Raw genomic sequence first — 13,798 nt, 5'->3', positions numbered from 1 at the left:
TCTCCTGCCGGGTTGACCTTACTCCTAACAGCCTTTTTTTAACTGCTTTTCTGTAAGGGAGTGCAAAGGTAATCAGTTTTTCTACCCCCGCAAAATATTTAGTGTGAAATTTAAAACTTTTTCAACCCTAAACTTTATCCCTTCACTTTTCCCCCTTTTGGGATCACAAAGATGATATCTTTTTTCCAGTTCCCAATGGATTTAACAAATAAAAGTAAGAGAATGGTTCAAAATATCTGACTATCAAGCAGAAAAATATTGAAGCACTTACAGCCTTGTCTAAACGGGTTAATATTTGAATCCTGGTATGGCCCTGTCATGCTTTTTACCCGTTTTGTAATTTCGAAAAGTATAGCGCACAGATAACTCATGGGCACCACCTGAATTTCTCCAGCCCAGCCTGGAAATCGTAAAGTCATAACTGTAGCCTACCTGCAGGTCGTTGGGCAGGGAAAACCCCAAAAGTGCTATCAAAGCCTCATTGTTCGGTAAGGCATTTTTGGTTGGCAAGCCCCGATACCAAATTCCCACCATTACCGGCGCATAAAACAACTCTGCACCCAAATCAAGCTGATCAAAAAGTCCCTGTCTTTTGTAATTGAATGCCAATGACAAGTTCCTTTCCTGTAAAGTATTGTTGATTACATCTCCGATAGCGGGGCTAAATAGATCAAAGGTAATTCCCCCATGAACAGCATACCGGACCGAAAGTTTGTTTTCATCCATTTGAAGAAATGAGGTATAGGGCCTGGTGAGGTGATGTGCAGCCATTCCCAGCCAAAATTTATCATCATAATAATACAAACCTGCATTGATGTCTTCATGGCTTCTCTGGCTGACATCCGTTACCCAATTGATTCCTTCACCTACCACAATTCCTCTGTCTATGTCTAACTGCGTTCCAAGAATGATACTTTCCACATTGACATTCCTATTGACAAAACTAGCCTGAAAGCCGGCATGCAAAAACCGTTCTTCCCCCAATTGAACCCTATAGGCATATGTGAGGCCTATTTCCATGTTTTGCAGCTGGGCAAAGGTATCCCGGGTACCATTGGCAATGACACCTATACCACTGTTTCTGTGATCAATAAAATGATCAAAATAAGCAGAAAATGTGTTGAAACTATGGTCCAGGCCAGGCCATTGGTTCCTGTAATTTACCCCTATTCTGGTCCATTCTGTACTTCCAGTAAATGCTGGATTCAAATAAATGGGAGCTGCATAAAACTGGGAAAACTGCATGTCCTGGGCTTCAAGTCGTTGCAAAACCAGTCCAGAAAACAGAAGGGCCACTATGTGCATGTTTTTCATCACCGTATTAATAGAAATTTTCCTGAACGGGTTACCTGCTCCCCTCTGGTGGTTAAAAAATCTGCTCGGTAGGCGTAAGTGCCAGGCGGCAGGGGATTACCTTCCAGGGTTCCATCCCAACCATCCCCATTTAGATCCGTAGTCTGGTACAAAAACTCGCCCCAGGCACTGAAAATCTTCAGATCCATTTCAGCAATCGCTTTGGTTTTGGGAATAAAGAAATTATCCTCCTCCCGGGTTGGCGTAAAGCCTGAAGGAAACATCACCCGGTAGGTCCGGGTAATCGTGATCAACATTTGATAACTCGCTTCACAATCAGGACCTGTCTGCACAGTTAGCGTCACCAAAAATTCTCCCTTGTCACCAAATACATGTGCCGGAGACCTCTGATTACTGGTATTACCATCCCCAAAATCCCATTGCCAGCTTTGTGGAGAACCGGAAGATTGATCCAGAAACCGAATCCTGTCATCGGCTAAAATTCCCTCCGGAGCCTCCTCCTTAAGCCCTGTGGCATTGAGCACATAATCAAATGAAGCCTCCAACGGTTCATCAGGAACACTTAGCCTGAATGTAACCGGATCAGACCAGCAATCGATCTCTTTTGGTTTTACACGTAAATAATACAAGCCTTCCATGTTTATTTCCGGAATTGCTTGATTTTCGAAAGTATCCCCTGCCTCATTTTCAATCTGGTAGTCGAATAGATCACCGTCGAATGCGGTGATATAAGACCTGATATCCGGAAAAAGGTCGGGTTGGCAAACAAATATGGTAGATGGAATTTCCAACCCAGGGAATTCCGGATAGTTTATTTCAACGGACCCGGAAATCAACGGGCAACCCTGTGCAGAAATTGCTCTGGCCTGATACTCCCCAGGCCCGGTAATGGTAAGATCTAAACCAGTTTGTCCCTCCAGCAATTCCCCATCCAGGTACCATTCCAGTTCTGATACCTCGTCCGCCGAATAAAGGCTTAATTCCACCTCATCACCTGGACACGCTGCCAGTGAATCTAATGGTAGGTCATTGATGAAAACAGTTACCGGATCCGGAGCTTCATTAACGCGAAGGGTTAACGGATCACCGGTTGATGTCTTCCCATAATTGTCGGTGACCGTGTAAAACACCTGTACCACATCCCCACTGAATTCCTCATCCGGAGTGAATGAAAACCGTCCGCCCTGTCCCAGATATTTGAAATCACCTTCCTGCAAACGCAATACCCTTGACTCGCAATCATCCTGAAGGCATGGATCTGCGATCTGTTCAGAAATTTCCTCCTGTGTTTGAAAGAAATTCATACAGCTGATCCTGGAGTTATCATTTTTCAATTGAATCAAATCTGCTGGCAACTCCAGGAAATTTTCCTGTCCCAGACAGACAACCAAGTCTTCCAAAGGAGCGGCTTCAGGTTGCTGAAGATTGTCTTCGTCAGCCACTTCTACCAACAAGTTGCGTATTTCGTGGATATTCGTTTGTCCTCCGGTAGAAGCAGCAAATCCAATTTTCAAGGTTTCGGGTGCAGGATAAGGGTAATCAATATTTTCCAGTAGGCTAATTTGTCTGGGGTTTCCCCTGACAGTAGTAAAGATCATCTCTACATCCAATTCGAAACCTATACCAGAATCTTTTGGTCGTAATTTGACAATAACCTTCCGATACCCGGGTTGATCAGGGTCGGTTACCCTCCTGGTGCCTATACCACCAGAGCTAATGGGAAAACGCTGATCTTCTGGCAATCCAAGCATGCCTCCTTCGTTTGTTTTGACACCTGCAACAAATGGGTAACCATTGGTTCCCTGACCGGGTCCTCTTACCACAATACTGTTGGGATGAAGCTGAATGGCCTGGCCCGGAAAGCCTCCTATTTTACCTTCTGAAGTATTGCCAAAATTACCAAAACTATCAAAACCTATTCCCATGTAAGCCCGGGTTAAACCCGTACCACCCATTCTGGGAGCATATCCAAGAGATCCTCCGAAGCCGCCTGGAGCAAAGAAATTACTGGCACCATCAAACAAAAAAACGGTAAGCCCATCTGCCCCATCCCCACCGTAACTAAAATATTCAAATGAGGCTTTGACTCCAAATCTGGAAGAAAAGGGAATATCGATGTAGACATAGCCACTTTGGTCCATCACTGCTTCCGTAAGCCTGAGAACCCCATCAAATAACCTGGCATCTCCCCCAAAAACGGTTTGTTCCCTTTCTATTTGTCCCTGAAAGGATTCACAATAGGGAAATCCCTGCTGCCCCTTTACTGAATAAGGCAAGAAGATAGTGACTATGAGAAAAGCAATCAGGTATATTTTAGGCATGCTTCAATCCGGGATGTTCACATTTTGAGTCAGTTGCTGGAATTACCCGGCACCTTGAATCTATAAGCCATTTGGTGATGAAAAGGTTTACTCTATTCATGCCCCTGAATGATGATCAAATACTGGCCGGTAACCTTTTCCTTGGCAAGATCCGGTAGTTAAGATAGGCAAATAAAAAATAAATCAAAAAAGGCTCCCTTTATAAAAATAAAAGAAGCCCTTTTCAATGGGGAAAAAGCGTTATTACTTTAAGATGGTTTTTTTTCTATCCGGACCCACCGAAACCATATTGATGGGAACCTCGAGCTGCTGTTCCAGGAATTCAACGTAATTTTTTAGTGCCTCCGGAAAATCCATGTAATGCTCCACTTCATTCAGGCTGCAGTTCCAGCCTTTCAAAGTTTTGTATACAGGCTTAAATGACGCATCCGTGCCACTTGGAAACAGGTGATCCGTAGTGGACCCATCGGGGAGTTCATACCCGGTACATACTTTGATCTCTTCAAAATTATTTAACACGTCAGCTTTCATCATAAAAAGCTGGCTTACCCCATTGATCATGATGGAATATTTCAATGCCGGTAAATCGAGCCAGCCGCACCTTCTTGGTCTTCCAGTAGTGGAGCCAAATTCATTGCCCTCTTTTCTCATCTGTTCCCCCTCCTCGTTGAATAATTCGGTGGGAAACGGACCGCTCCCTACCCGGGTACAGTAAGCCTTGAATATTCCAAATACCTCCCCAATGGCAGCCGGTGGAACCCCCAAGCCTGTGCAGGCACCAGCCGTCATGGTGGTGCTGCTGGTGACATAGGGATAGCTTCCAAAATCTATGTCCAAAAGGGATCCCTGGGCTCCTTCTGCCAGGACCTTTTTACCCGATTTTATGGCCGCATTTACTTCGAATTCCGTCTCTACCAGATTCAAGGATTTGAAAAATGTAACCGCCTCAAAAAACTCAGATTCAAGAGATGGCAGGTCGTTGAGCTTGTACTGGTAATAATCCAGAATAGACCGGTGCCGGTCGGAAAGTTCCAGGTATTTTTCTCTGAAGTCAGGAGCCAGCATGTCTCCCACCCTCAAGGCTACCCTTCCAATTTTATCCTGATAGGTAGGCCCTATGCCTTTCAGCGTAGAACCGATTTTCTTATCCCCCTTGGACTTCTCGTAGGCTGCATCCAGAAGTTTGTGTGTGGGCAATATGATAGTTGCTTTTTTGGAGATGGCCAGGTTTTTTTTAAAGTCGATATTGAACTTTTTGAGGGCTTCAATTTCTCGCTTCAATACCACGGGATCAAGTACCACACCATTTCCAATAATATTGTGGATATTTTTTCTGAAAATACCGCTGGGTATTTGGTGTAACACATGTTTGATTCCGTCAAACTCCAGGGTATGACCGGCATTTGGGCCTCCCTGAAACCTGGCCACCATTTCATAAGCAGGCGCTAGGTAATCTACAACTTTTCCCTTGCCTTCGTCACCCCACTGGAGACCTAAAAGAACATCCATTTTCATTTTTTTTATAAATAAGTATACAGCCCTTGATTAAAATCAGCCGTGAAGATTGCCAGTATTGTAAAAACATACAACTCCAGACCAAAATTTATTCAGGAGAAAAAGGTTAATAAGTCTATTTTGATTGATTTAGTGCTTCTTCCAAAGAGTCGAAAACATTAAAAATATTATTCAGCTTGGTTATGATCAACAGTTTCTTCACATGCTCGGAAGGTGAAGTCAGGTAAACCTCCCCGCCTTTGTTTCTCATTTTGGTTAATATGGTAATCAAAACACCAATCCCGCTGGAACTGATATACCTTACCTCACTGAGGTCAACGATACAAGTTTGAATACCCTCCTGAATACCATCTGAAACCAAGCCCACTAAATGAGGACCAGACTCATCTCCGATCAAATCCCCCTTAATTTTTAAAACCAAAATTTTGTTTTCTATATAGGATTCAAATGCTGCTTTCATCGACTGGGTTTTAGATTTTTTTCTGCTGCGTTTTCATTTTTAAATTCACAATTCTCATCCGTACAATTGCCATACAACAACAAGGAGTGGTGAATAATGGTGAAATTCAACACCTCTCCGACTGTGTTTTGAATATTTTGAATACGAGGATCGCAAAATTCTTTCACCTGGTGGCATTCCGTACAAATGAGGTGATCATGCTGCTTGTAACCATAAGACTTTTCATACTGTGCCAGGTTCTTTCCAAATTGATGTTTGGTGACCAGATCACATTCCACCAGCAGGTCCAGGGTATTGTAAACTGTGGCCCGACTTACCCGGTAATTTTTATTTTTCATACTTATATACAGCCCTTCTACATCAAAATGCCCTCCCCTGCTGTAAATCTCTTCTAAAATAGCATACCTTTCCGGGGTTTTCCTGAGCTTCTTGTTTTCCAGATAGGCAGTAAATATTTTCTTTACCTTTTCGTAAAGACTTTCATTTGAAGCCATACTTTCATTTTTTTTACAAATATACGGTTCTTATTTGAATATGGGTGCCTTCCCTGTCTAATCGAACCTGGATACTTTTAAAACACCCGGTACCCTGGATAAGTTTTCAATCAAATTTTCGAGATGGTTGGTGCTGTGTACATACAATTTGATGCTGCCTTCAAAGATTCCGCTATCCGAATCCACCGTTATGGAACGCATGTTTACCTTTAATTCATTAGAAATGACTTTGGTGAGATCGCTAATCAAACCTACCCGGTCCGTACCCACAATTTTTAATCCTGCTAAAAACGCGATCTGCTGCTGACTGGTCCACCTGGCTTTGATGACCCGGTTTCCATGATTGGAGAGCAATTCAAGGGCATTGGGACATGCAGTTCTGTGGATTTTAATTCCCTCATTTACGGTCACAAAGCCAAAAACATCATCTCCGGGAATGGGATTACAACATTTTGCCAATACGTAATCCACCACATCCATGTCCTCTCCTATCAAGAGTTGATCGTGTTCCGGACCTTTCAGGTTTTTGATCTCTTTGGTAAATGATTTTTCATCGGTAACATGCAGCAATGGCCCTTTCCTGGATTTCTTTTTTTGCTTAAAATCCCTGAAAGTTTTGATGGCTGTGGGGTCAATGATCCCCCTTCCCACCTTATAATAAAATTCGGAGGTGGTCTTGGTTTCAAAAAAGGCCCTCAGCTGCTCCACTACCTCTGATGAAAAATCAATTTTCATCTGCTTGAGCTTCCTTTGAACAATTTCCTTCCCATCCAGCATGTAGCCCTTTTTTTCCTCTTTCAGGGCATCTTTGATTTTTGCTTTTGCTCTGGAAGTAACCACCGATTTGAGCCAGTCCTCAGTGGGTTTTTGTTTATTGGAAGTTAGAATTTCCACCTGATCACCATTTTTCAATTTATGGCCGATGGAAACCAATTTTTGATTGACCTTGGCCCCTATACACTTTGCCCCCACCTCAGAATGGATTTCAAAGGCAAAGTCCAGGGCGGTGGCACCAAAGGGTAAAACCTTTAGGTCTCCTTTTGGCGTGAAAACAAAGACCTCATCCTGGAAGAGATTTCCCCTGAAATCATCCATAAACTCTATGGCTGAGCCATCATTGTTTTCAAGTAAGGTCCTCACCTGAGTGATCCATTCGTCCAGGCTTCCTGCCGCTTTTTCCGGGGCATTCTCTTTTTCCTTGTATTTCCAATGAGCGGCATAACCCCGCTCTGCTATATCATCCATGCGTTGGGTCCTGATCTGAACTTCTACCCATTGCCCGGTTTGACTCATCACGGTGGTATGAAGGGATTCGTATCCATTGGATCTTGGGGTACTTATCCAATCTCTGAGTCTATCCGGATTGGGTCGGTAAAAATCCGTGACCGTGGAATATACCTGCCAGCAATCTGCCTTTTCATTTTCATACTCGGTGTCGATAATGATCCGAATGGCAAACAAGTCATAAACCTCTTCAAAAGGAATGTTTTGGGATTTCATTTTATTGTAGATGGAATAGACAGATTTCGGCCTTCCTTTGATGACGAATTTAAAACCCTGATCCTCAAGTTCCTTTTCTATGGGCGCAATAAAGGTTTTGATAAATTTATTTCTTGAAATCCTGGAATCATTGATCTTCTTAACGATGTACCCATAAGCCTCCTGGTCCATGAATTTTAAATGCAAATCCTCCAATTCAGATTTAATGGAATACAACCCCAGTCGGTGTGCCAAGGGGGCATAAAGAAATTTGGTTTCAGAGGCTATTTTTAATTGTTTGTGCCTGGGCATGGCATCCAATGTGCGCATGTTATTTAGCCGGTCAGCCAATTTAATGAGGATTACCCGCACATCATCTGAAAGTGTAATCAACATTTTTCGGAAATTCTCTGCTTGCTGGGATGTCCCGTAATCGAAAACACCAGCAATCTTGGTAAGGCCATCTATGATTTGCGCCACCTTGGTCCCAAACTCCCTTTCGATGTCATCCAGCTCCAAATCGGTGTCTTCCACTACATCATGAAGCAAGGCTGCGATGATGCTGGTGGTTCCCAGCCCTATTTCTTCCACACAGATCAGTGCCACTTCAAGCGGATGGTAAATGTAAGGTTCACCAGATTTTCTCCGCATTTCCTTATGCGCATCACTAGACACATTAAAGGCCTTTTTGATCAGTTTGGCATCCCCGGATTTGAGCAATGGCTTGGCTACCTTCAAAAGTTTGCGGTACCGTTTGAGTATTTCCTTTCGCTCTTCTTCTATATCAACTTTGATCATATGGTACAAGTTATAAAATTATTCCAGTTGAAGGAATCAAATTCTAAAGTAATATTTGTAATTTTTTTGGATCAAGTTATTGAAACTTTAAAATTGATGATTACCTTTGCATCCACGTAAAAAACGGGGTTGCAATCAAGAAGTGGTGGCACTTTATTTGAGTGAGCTGAAGAATTTTCAGATTATTTAAGTTTTAAGCGTATAAGTTTAAAGACTTATCATTATTCTTATCTTAACATTTAGCGGATGTGGCGAAATTGGTAGACGCACTAGACTTAGGATCTAGCGCCGCGAGGCATGGGGGTTCGAGTCCCTCCATCCGCACACCCTTTTAGAATCCCTCGATCTTGATTTTACTAAAATTTCAGGATGGAGGGTTTTTGTTATTGGTAAACATTAAATACAAATCCCTTGGAAATTACATTAGACAAACATGCTGCCAATGAGGCTTTAGTCAAAATAGAAATTAATGAGGCTGATTACCAGCAAAAAGTTGATGCCAAAATAAAGGACTATGCCAAAAAATCCAACATCAAAGGCTTCCGTCCAGGCAAGGCTCCCTTTGCTATGGTAAAAAACCTGTATGGCACCTCTGTACTGGTAGAAGAAATCAATAATATTTTATCCAAGACCCTGAACGACTATTTAAAGGAACAGGAGTTTGAAGTTTTGGGTGATCCGATTCCGCAGGAAGAAGAAGGTGAGACCATCGATTGGAAAAAACAAAAAGAATTTGCTTTCGAATATAAAATCGGTTTTGTAGAAAAAATCAATGTAAACCTGGATCAAAAACTGGATGCCAAAAATTACCAGGTGGAGCTTTCTGATAAAGAGGTGAATGAAGCCCTGGACAATATCAAGAAGCAATATGGAAAGATGTCCAATCCGGAGGTCAGTGAAGAAAATGACTTTCTCTACGGCGATCTGAAAGCAGAAGATGGTTCTTATGAGGAAACCCTTTCCCTGCCATTGAATGCCATGGACGGACGCTCATTGAAAAAGTTTGTAGGAGTCAAAAAGGAGGATGTCATATCATTTGATCCTTCCAAAGCGATAAAAGGAGATTTGGCTGAAGTACTGAATATCAGCAAGGAAGATGCCGAGAAACTGAAAGGCGACTTTACTTTTACAGTACAGAATATCAACAGAACCGAAGAAGCACAATTAGATCAGGAGTTATTTGACAAGGTATTCGGTCCGGAGCAGGTATCCACAGAAGAAGAGTTTTTGGAAAAAATCAAAACCATATTAACTGAAAATTACCAGAAAGAGGTCAAGCTATTCAATGAGGAGCAATTAAAAGATAGCCTGGTAGCCAACCATAAGCTGGATCTACCTGAGGAATTTTTGAAAGACTGGTTGCTCCGTGCCAATGAGGGGAAATTCAGTGAAGAAGAAGTAGAAAACGAATTTCCAGCCTACACCAAGCAACTGACCTGGTCTTTGCTCTCAAACCAGATTGCCAAGGAGAACGAAATCAAGGCGGAACACGAAGATGTCATTGAAAAGACCAAGGAAATGATCCGTGAACAACTCGCTTCCTCGGGTATGGGCTCCCAAATGGAAGAAAACATGGACATGTTCCTTCAAAATTACCTGCAAGGCAATGAAGGTAAAAACTACATGCAGATGCTCACAGCTGTACAAAATGAAAAGGTACTCGATTTTGTAAAAAACAAGGTCAATATCAAGGAGGAAAAAATAGCCGTGGAAAAGTTTAAAGAACTCCTCGAAAACTAATTAAAGAAATTATTTGTTCTTAAAAAGTCCTTTTGTAAGGGCTTTTTTTATTTTTGTATCATTATCATTAAGAAAGCAAAAAATGAATAAAGAAGAATTTAGAAAATTCGCAGTAAAAGGACAGGGCATCAGTGGCAATACTTTTGACCAATATACGCAAGGGGTCGAAAACATGACACGGGCAGTCATCGAAGAAAGACCCACCAATTTCAGGGAAATTGATGTATTTTCCAGATTGATCATGGATAGGATCATCTTTTTAGGCACTGCTGTGGATGACCATATTGCCAATATCATCACTGCTCAGCTCTTGTTTTTGGAGTCAGTAGACTCCAAAAAGGATATCTTGCTTTATATCAACAGTCCCGGCGGATCTGTTTATGCGGGTTTGGGTATTTATGACACCATGCAATACATCAACCCGGAAGTAGGCACCATTTGTACCGGTTTGGCAGCTTCTATGGGAGCAGTGTTACTGGCAGGGGGAGCTGCAGGAAAAAGAGCAGCATTACCACACTCCCGTGTCATGATCCACCAGCCTTCCGGCGGTATGCAGGGTCAATCAAAAGATATGGAAATATCTGTTAGGCAAATTCTGGAGTTAAGGGCGGAGTTGTATGAGATTCTGGCCAACCATAGCGGCAAATCTATTGAGGAAATTGAAAAAGACTCAGACCGGGATTACTGGATGAGGGCTTCTGATGCCAAAGAATATGGCTTGATAGATGAAGTTTTGACGAAAAAAGAAAAATAAATACCGGATGGCTCAAGTAACGTGTTCCTTTTGTGGCAGAAATAAAAAAGACGTGGACCTGATGGTTTCCGGTATTTCTGCTCATATATGTAATTATTGTATCGAACAGGCTTTTCAGATTTTGGGTGAAGAGGACAAAACGAAAAAACATTCCAAAAAGCCAAAATTCAAGCTGAAAAAGCCCAAGGAGCTGACCGCTTACCTGGATGAGTATGTCATCAGCCAACAGGAGGCCAAGAAGGTGCTGACAGTAGCCGTATACAATCATTACAAGAGATTGGGGCAAAAAGAAGAAATGGATGATGATGTAAAGATCGAAAAATCAAACATCATCATGGTAGGAGACACCGGAACCGGTAAAACTTACCTGGCGAAAACACTTGCCAAAACACTTGAAGTCCCCTTTTGTATTGCAGATGCCACCGTGCTCACAGAGGCCGGCTATGTAGGTGAAGATGTAGAAAGTATCCTTACCCGCTTATTGCAAGCAGCAGACTACAATGTAGAAGCAGCTGAAAGGGGCATTGTGTACATAGATGAGCTGGATAAAATTGCCAGGAAATCAGACAATCCTTCCATTACAAGGGATGTCAGCGGTGAAGGTGTACAGCAGGCCATGCTCAAGTTGCTGGAAGGCACAACCGTAAACGTTCCCCCACAGGGAGGAAGAAAACATCCGGATCAAAAAATGATCTCTGTCAATACAGAGAACATTCTTTTCATTTGTGGTGGTGCTTTCGACGGTATTGGCCGACACATTGCCAGCAGGCTGAATACCCAACCCATGGGCTTCAGCAAAAAAACCAATGCTGAAGTAATTGATCGAAACAATTTATTGCAATATGTAACGGCCCAGGATCTCAAGGCATATGGTCTGATACCGGAATTGATCGGCAGGCTGCCTGTCATTACTCACCTGGATCCGCTAGACAAGGCTACCCTGAAAAGAATCCTCACAGAACCTAAAAATGCATTGACGAAGCAATACATCAAACTGATGAAAATGGAAAATGTCATCTTAGAGTTTGAGGAATCAGGAATTGACTTTATCGTGGAAAAAGCAGTGGAATTCAATCTGGGGGCCAGGGGCCTGAGGTCAATTTGTGAAGCCATTATCACCGATGCCATGTATGAGTTCCCTTCCATAGAAGAAGAACAAACCCTGATCATCGACCGTGACTATGCCAACTCTCAATTTGAAAAATCAAAATTTAAAAAGCTTCAGGTAGCATAAAGCCGTGGCCTGAATGGTTTTATCAGGAGGTCTTTCCTCCCAAACTTGTATAAATCAGCCTTGCAGTTTCCTGCGAGGCTTTTTTATGGCCTATTGAGTCAAAAAGTAATTGATAACCTTTCAATACTTCTGTCCTCACCGGACCATCGGCGAGGATCTGTTGTAACTCAGATTTCACGGAAGCCGGATTATAGTCATCCTGAATCAGCTCTTTTACCACTTCTCTACCGGCAATTAAATTTACCAGGGAAATGTAAGGCACCCGGATCAATCTTTTGGCAATGGCATAGGAAATCCCACTGGTCTTGTATACCACCACCTGGGGCACCTTAAACAAGGCCGTTTCCAGGGTAGCCGTACCAGAAGTTACTATAGCAGCCCGGGCATGATGCAATACATCGTATGTTTGGTCAAAAACTACCTTCAGTCCGGCAGCCATGGCCTCCTGGTAAACTTCCTCCGGAAGGTTTCTTACGCCTGCCACCACCCAATCTACTTCATTAAATTCTGTTTTTAAATGAATCATGGTTCGGAGCATTTGGTTGATCTCCTGCTTCCTGCTTCCTGGAAGCAATGCCACCAGTTTCCCTGCCTGCAGCCTATTCCTCTGCAAAAAATCGGGGTCGGGTTGAAATTTCTCCTTCTCATCCAACAGCGGATTACCTACGTATTCCACCTGCCAATCAAATTTCTCAAAAAATTCGGGTTCAAATGGCAAGATGCAGTAAAGGTGATCGACCCGTTTCTTTAGCTTAAATGCCCGGTTTTGGTTCCAGGCCCAGACTTTGGGCGCAATATAATAATGAACAGGTATCCCGTTTTTACTGGCAAATGCCGCCATCTTCATGTTAAATCCGCCAAAATCAACCAGTACTAGTGCATCCGGCCGGTGTTTTAGCAAGTCAGCTTTTATTAAATCAAGGTATCTGAAAACCCTTCTGAAGTGAAGCAGCACCTCAACAAAGCCCATTAGGGCCATTTCCCTGTAATGAGCTGTCAGGTGGCAACCCGCTGCCTGCATGTAGTCCCCTCCCATGCCTCGAAATTCCGCTTGGGGGTCCTCCCTTTTCAGGGAATAGAGCAGGTTGGATGCGTGCAGGTCGCCGGATCGCTCGCCTGCGATAATATAATATCTCACCAGACTGAAGTTTGTTGGTTGCGATTGGGGCTATTCACCATAGTATTCCACAAAATTACGGGGAGTTTCATACAGGGTAAGCTTGTACAAGCCTCCTTCCTTGACCAGTTCGCCCACCAATGGCTGCAGTATTTTCCAGAATTCCATGACCAGGTTTTCACAGCTGGCCATTTTTCCAGCCATAAAGGGTACGTCTACATTGAGGTTTTTATGATCTACTTTGTCGATGACTTCCCTGCGGATCAAGGTACTCAGCTGCTTTAAATCCACCACAAATCCGGTATCCTCATCCGGCCTTCCCTTGATGGTGACAATCAACTCAAAGTTGTGGCCGTGCCAGTTTTCATTGGCACAGGGACCAAAAACGGATTTGTTTTTCTCTTCAGACCATTTCGGATTCCACAGTTTATGCGCTGCATTAAAGTGCTCCTTCCTACAAACGTGTACCATCTCAATTTTCAATTAGGCTGCAAAGTTAAACAAAAAATAAAAAGATTCCCGGCTGTCTGTGGCAAAACAAAATAAGCCCAGCCCTGGTGATTTACCTGCTA

General features: G+C 43.0%; 11 protein-coding genes and 1 tRNA gene. 4 read left to right on the top strand and 8 right to left on the bottom strand.

Features of this window, described 5'->3' with window-relative positions; genetic code table 11:
* Positions 1 to 288: 288 nt before the first annotated feature.
* The 6 genes from GL182_RS23770 to GL182_RS23745 form a co-directional block, all read right to left on the bottom strand.
* Positions 289 to 1,314, bottom strand: coding sequence for a type IX secretion system membrane protein PorP/SprF (locus tag GL182_RS23770; RefSeq protein WP_317167830.1), 1,026 nt, complete (start codon positions 1,312 to 1,314; stop codon positions 289 to 291).
* Positions 1,314 to 3,635, bottom strand: a complete 2,322-nt coding sequence (locus tag GL182_RS23765; RefSeq protein WP_163382502.1) for a PKD domain-containing protein — start codon at positions 3,633 to 3,635, stop codon at positions 1,314 to 1,316. The genes GL182_RS23770 and GL182_RS23765 overlap by 1 nt, the downstream gene beginning before the upstream one ends.
* A 243-nt stretch (positions 3,636 to 3,878) precedes the next feature.
* Positions 3,879 to 5,150: an adenylosuccinate synthase gene (locus GL182_RS23760; protein ID WP_163382500.1), complete on the bottom strand. Its 1,272-nt coding sequence runs from the start codon at positions 5,148 to 5,150 to the stop codon at positions 3,879 to 3,881.
* Positions 5,151 to 5,265: 115 nt separating this feature from the next.
* Positions 5,266 to 5,610 carry an STAS domain-containing protein gene (locus GL182_RS23755; protein ID WP_163382498.1) on the bottom strand — a complete coding sequence of 115 codons (345 nt, stop codon included), beginning with the start codon at positions 5,608 to 5,610 and terminating at the stop codon, positions 5,266 to 5,268.
* The gene (locus GL182_RS23750; protein ID WP_163382496.1) at positions 5,607 to 6,104 is read right to left on the bottom strand and encodes a Fur family transcriptional regulator; all 498 of its coding nucleotides are present in this window, start codon (positions 6,102 to 6,104) and stop codon (positions 5,607 to 5,609) included. The genes GL182_RS23755 and GL182_RS23750 overlap by 4 nt, the downstream gene beginning before the upstream one ends.
* 57 nt (positions 6,105 to 6,161) lie before the next feature.
* On the bottom strand, positions 6,162 to 8,381 hold the full coding sequence (locus GL182_RS23745; RefSeq protein WP_163382494.1) for a RelA/SpoT family protein: 2,220 nt from the start codon (positions 8,379 to 8,381) through the stop codon (positions 6,162 to 6,164).
* A gap of 242 nt (positions 8,382 to 8,623) precedes the next feature.
* Between GL182_RS23745 and GL182_RS23740 the strand changes: the two genes are divergently transcribed.
* The 4 genes from GL182_RS23740 to clpX all read left to right on the top strand — a co-directional run bounded on the left by GL182_RS23740 (position 8,624) and on the right by clpX (position 12,109).
* A tRNA-Leu gene (locus tag GL182_RS23740) sits at positions 8,624 to 8,705 on the top strand.
* Between the two features lie 87 nt (positions 8,706 to 8,792).
* Positions 8,793 to 10,121 carry a trigger factor gene (tig, locus tag GL182_RS23735; RefSeq protein ID WP_163382492.1) on the top strand — a complete coding sequence of 443 codons (1,329 nt, stop codon included), beginning with the start codon at positions 8,793 to 8,795 and terminating at the stop codon, positions 10,119 to 10,121.
* Between the two features lie 82 nt (positions 10,122 to 10,203).
* On the top strand, positions 10,204 to 10,875 hold the full coding sequence (locus GL182_RS23730) for a ClpP family protease (RefSeq protein WP_163382490.1): 672 nt from the start codon (positions 10,204 to 10,206) through the stop codon (positions 10,873 to 10,875).
* 7 nt (positions 10,876 to 10,882) lie between these two features.
* Positions 10,883 to 12,109: an ATP-dependent Clp protease ATP-binding subunit ClpX gene (gene clpX, locus GL182_RS23725; protein WP_163382488.1), complete on the top strand. Its 1,227-nt coding sequence runs from the start codon at positions 10,883 to 10,885 to the stop codon at positions 12,107 to 12,109.
* A gap of 22 nt (positions 12,110 to 12,131) precedes the next feature.
* Here clpX and lpxB read toward each other — a convergent pair whose 3' ends face one another.
* Both lpxB and GL182_RS23715 read right to left on the bottom strand, forming a co-directional pair.
* A complete protein-coding gene (gene lpxB / locus GL182_RS23720; RefSeq protein ID WP_163382486.1) occupies positions 12,132 to 13,247 on the bottom strand; it encodes a lipid-A-disaccharide synthase in 1,116 nt (371 codons plus the stop codon).
* A gap of 30 nt (positions 13,248 to 13,277) precedes the next feature.
* A complete protein-coding gene (locus tag GL182_RS23715) occupies positions 13,278 to 13,697 on the bottom strand; it encodes a 6-pyruvoyl trahydropterin synthase family protein (protein WP_163382484.1) in 420 nt (139 codons plus the stop codon).
* Between the last annotated feature and the right edge of the window lie 101 nt (positions 13,698 to 13,798).

The organism is Cyclobacterium sp. SYSU L10401, from assembly GCF_010993705.1.
Taxonomy (GTDB): Bacteria; Bacteroidota; Bacteroidia; order Cytophagales; family Cyclobacteriaceae; genus Cyclobacterium.
The sequence above is the reverse complement of the archived record's forward strand: the minus strand, read 5'-3'. Positions and strand labels throughout refer to the sequence as shown.

Coding starts and splice junctions, on each gene's coding strand:
- GL182_RS23760 (WP_163382500.1), bottom strand. CDS start 5,150: ATGAAAATGGATGTTCTTTTAGGTCTCCAGTGGGGTGACGAAGGCAAG.
- GL182_RS23730 (WP_163382490.1), top strand. CDS start 10,204: ATGAATAAAGAAGAATTTAGAAAATTCGCAGTAAAAGGACAGGGCATC.
- clpX (WP_163382488.1), top strand. CDS start 10,883: ATGGCTCAAGTAACGTGTTCCTTTTGTGGCAGAAATAAAAAAGACGTG.
- GL182_RS23770 (WP_317167830.1), bottom strand. CDS start 1,314: ATGAAAAACATGCACATAGTGGCCCTTCTGTTTTCTGGACTGGTTTTG.
- GL182_RS23745 (WP_163382494.1), bottom strand. CDS start 8,381: ATGATCAAAGTTGATATAGAAGAAGAGCGAAAGGAAATACTCAAACGG.
- GL182_RS23750 (WP_163382496.1), bottom strand. CDS start 6,104: ATGGCTTCAAATGAAAGTCTTTACGAAAAGGTAAAGAAAATATTTACT.
- GL182_RS23765 (WP_163382502.1), bottom strand. CDS start 3,635: ATGCCTAAAATATACCTGATTGCTTTTCTCATAGTCACTATCTTCTTG.
- GL182_RS23755 (WP_163382498.1), bottom strand. CDS start 5,610: ATGAAAGCAGCATTTGAATCCTATATAGAAAACAAAATTTTGGTTTTA.
- GL182_RS23715 (WP_163382484.1), bottom strand. CDS start 13,697: ATGGTACACGTTTGTAGGAAGGAGCACTTTAATGCAGCGCATAAACTG.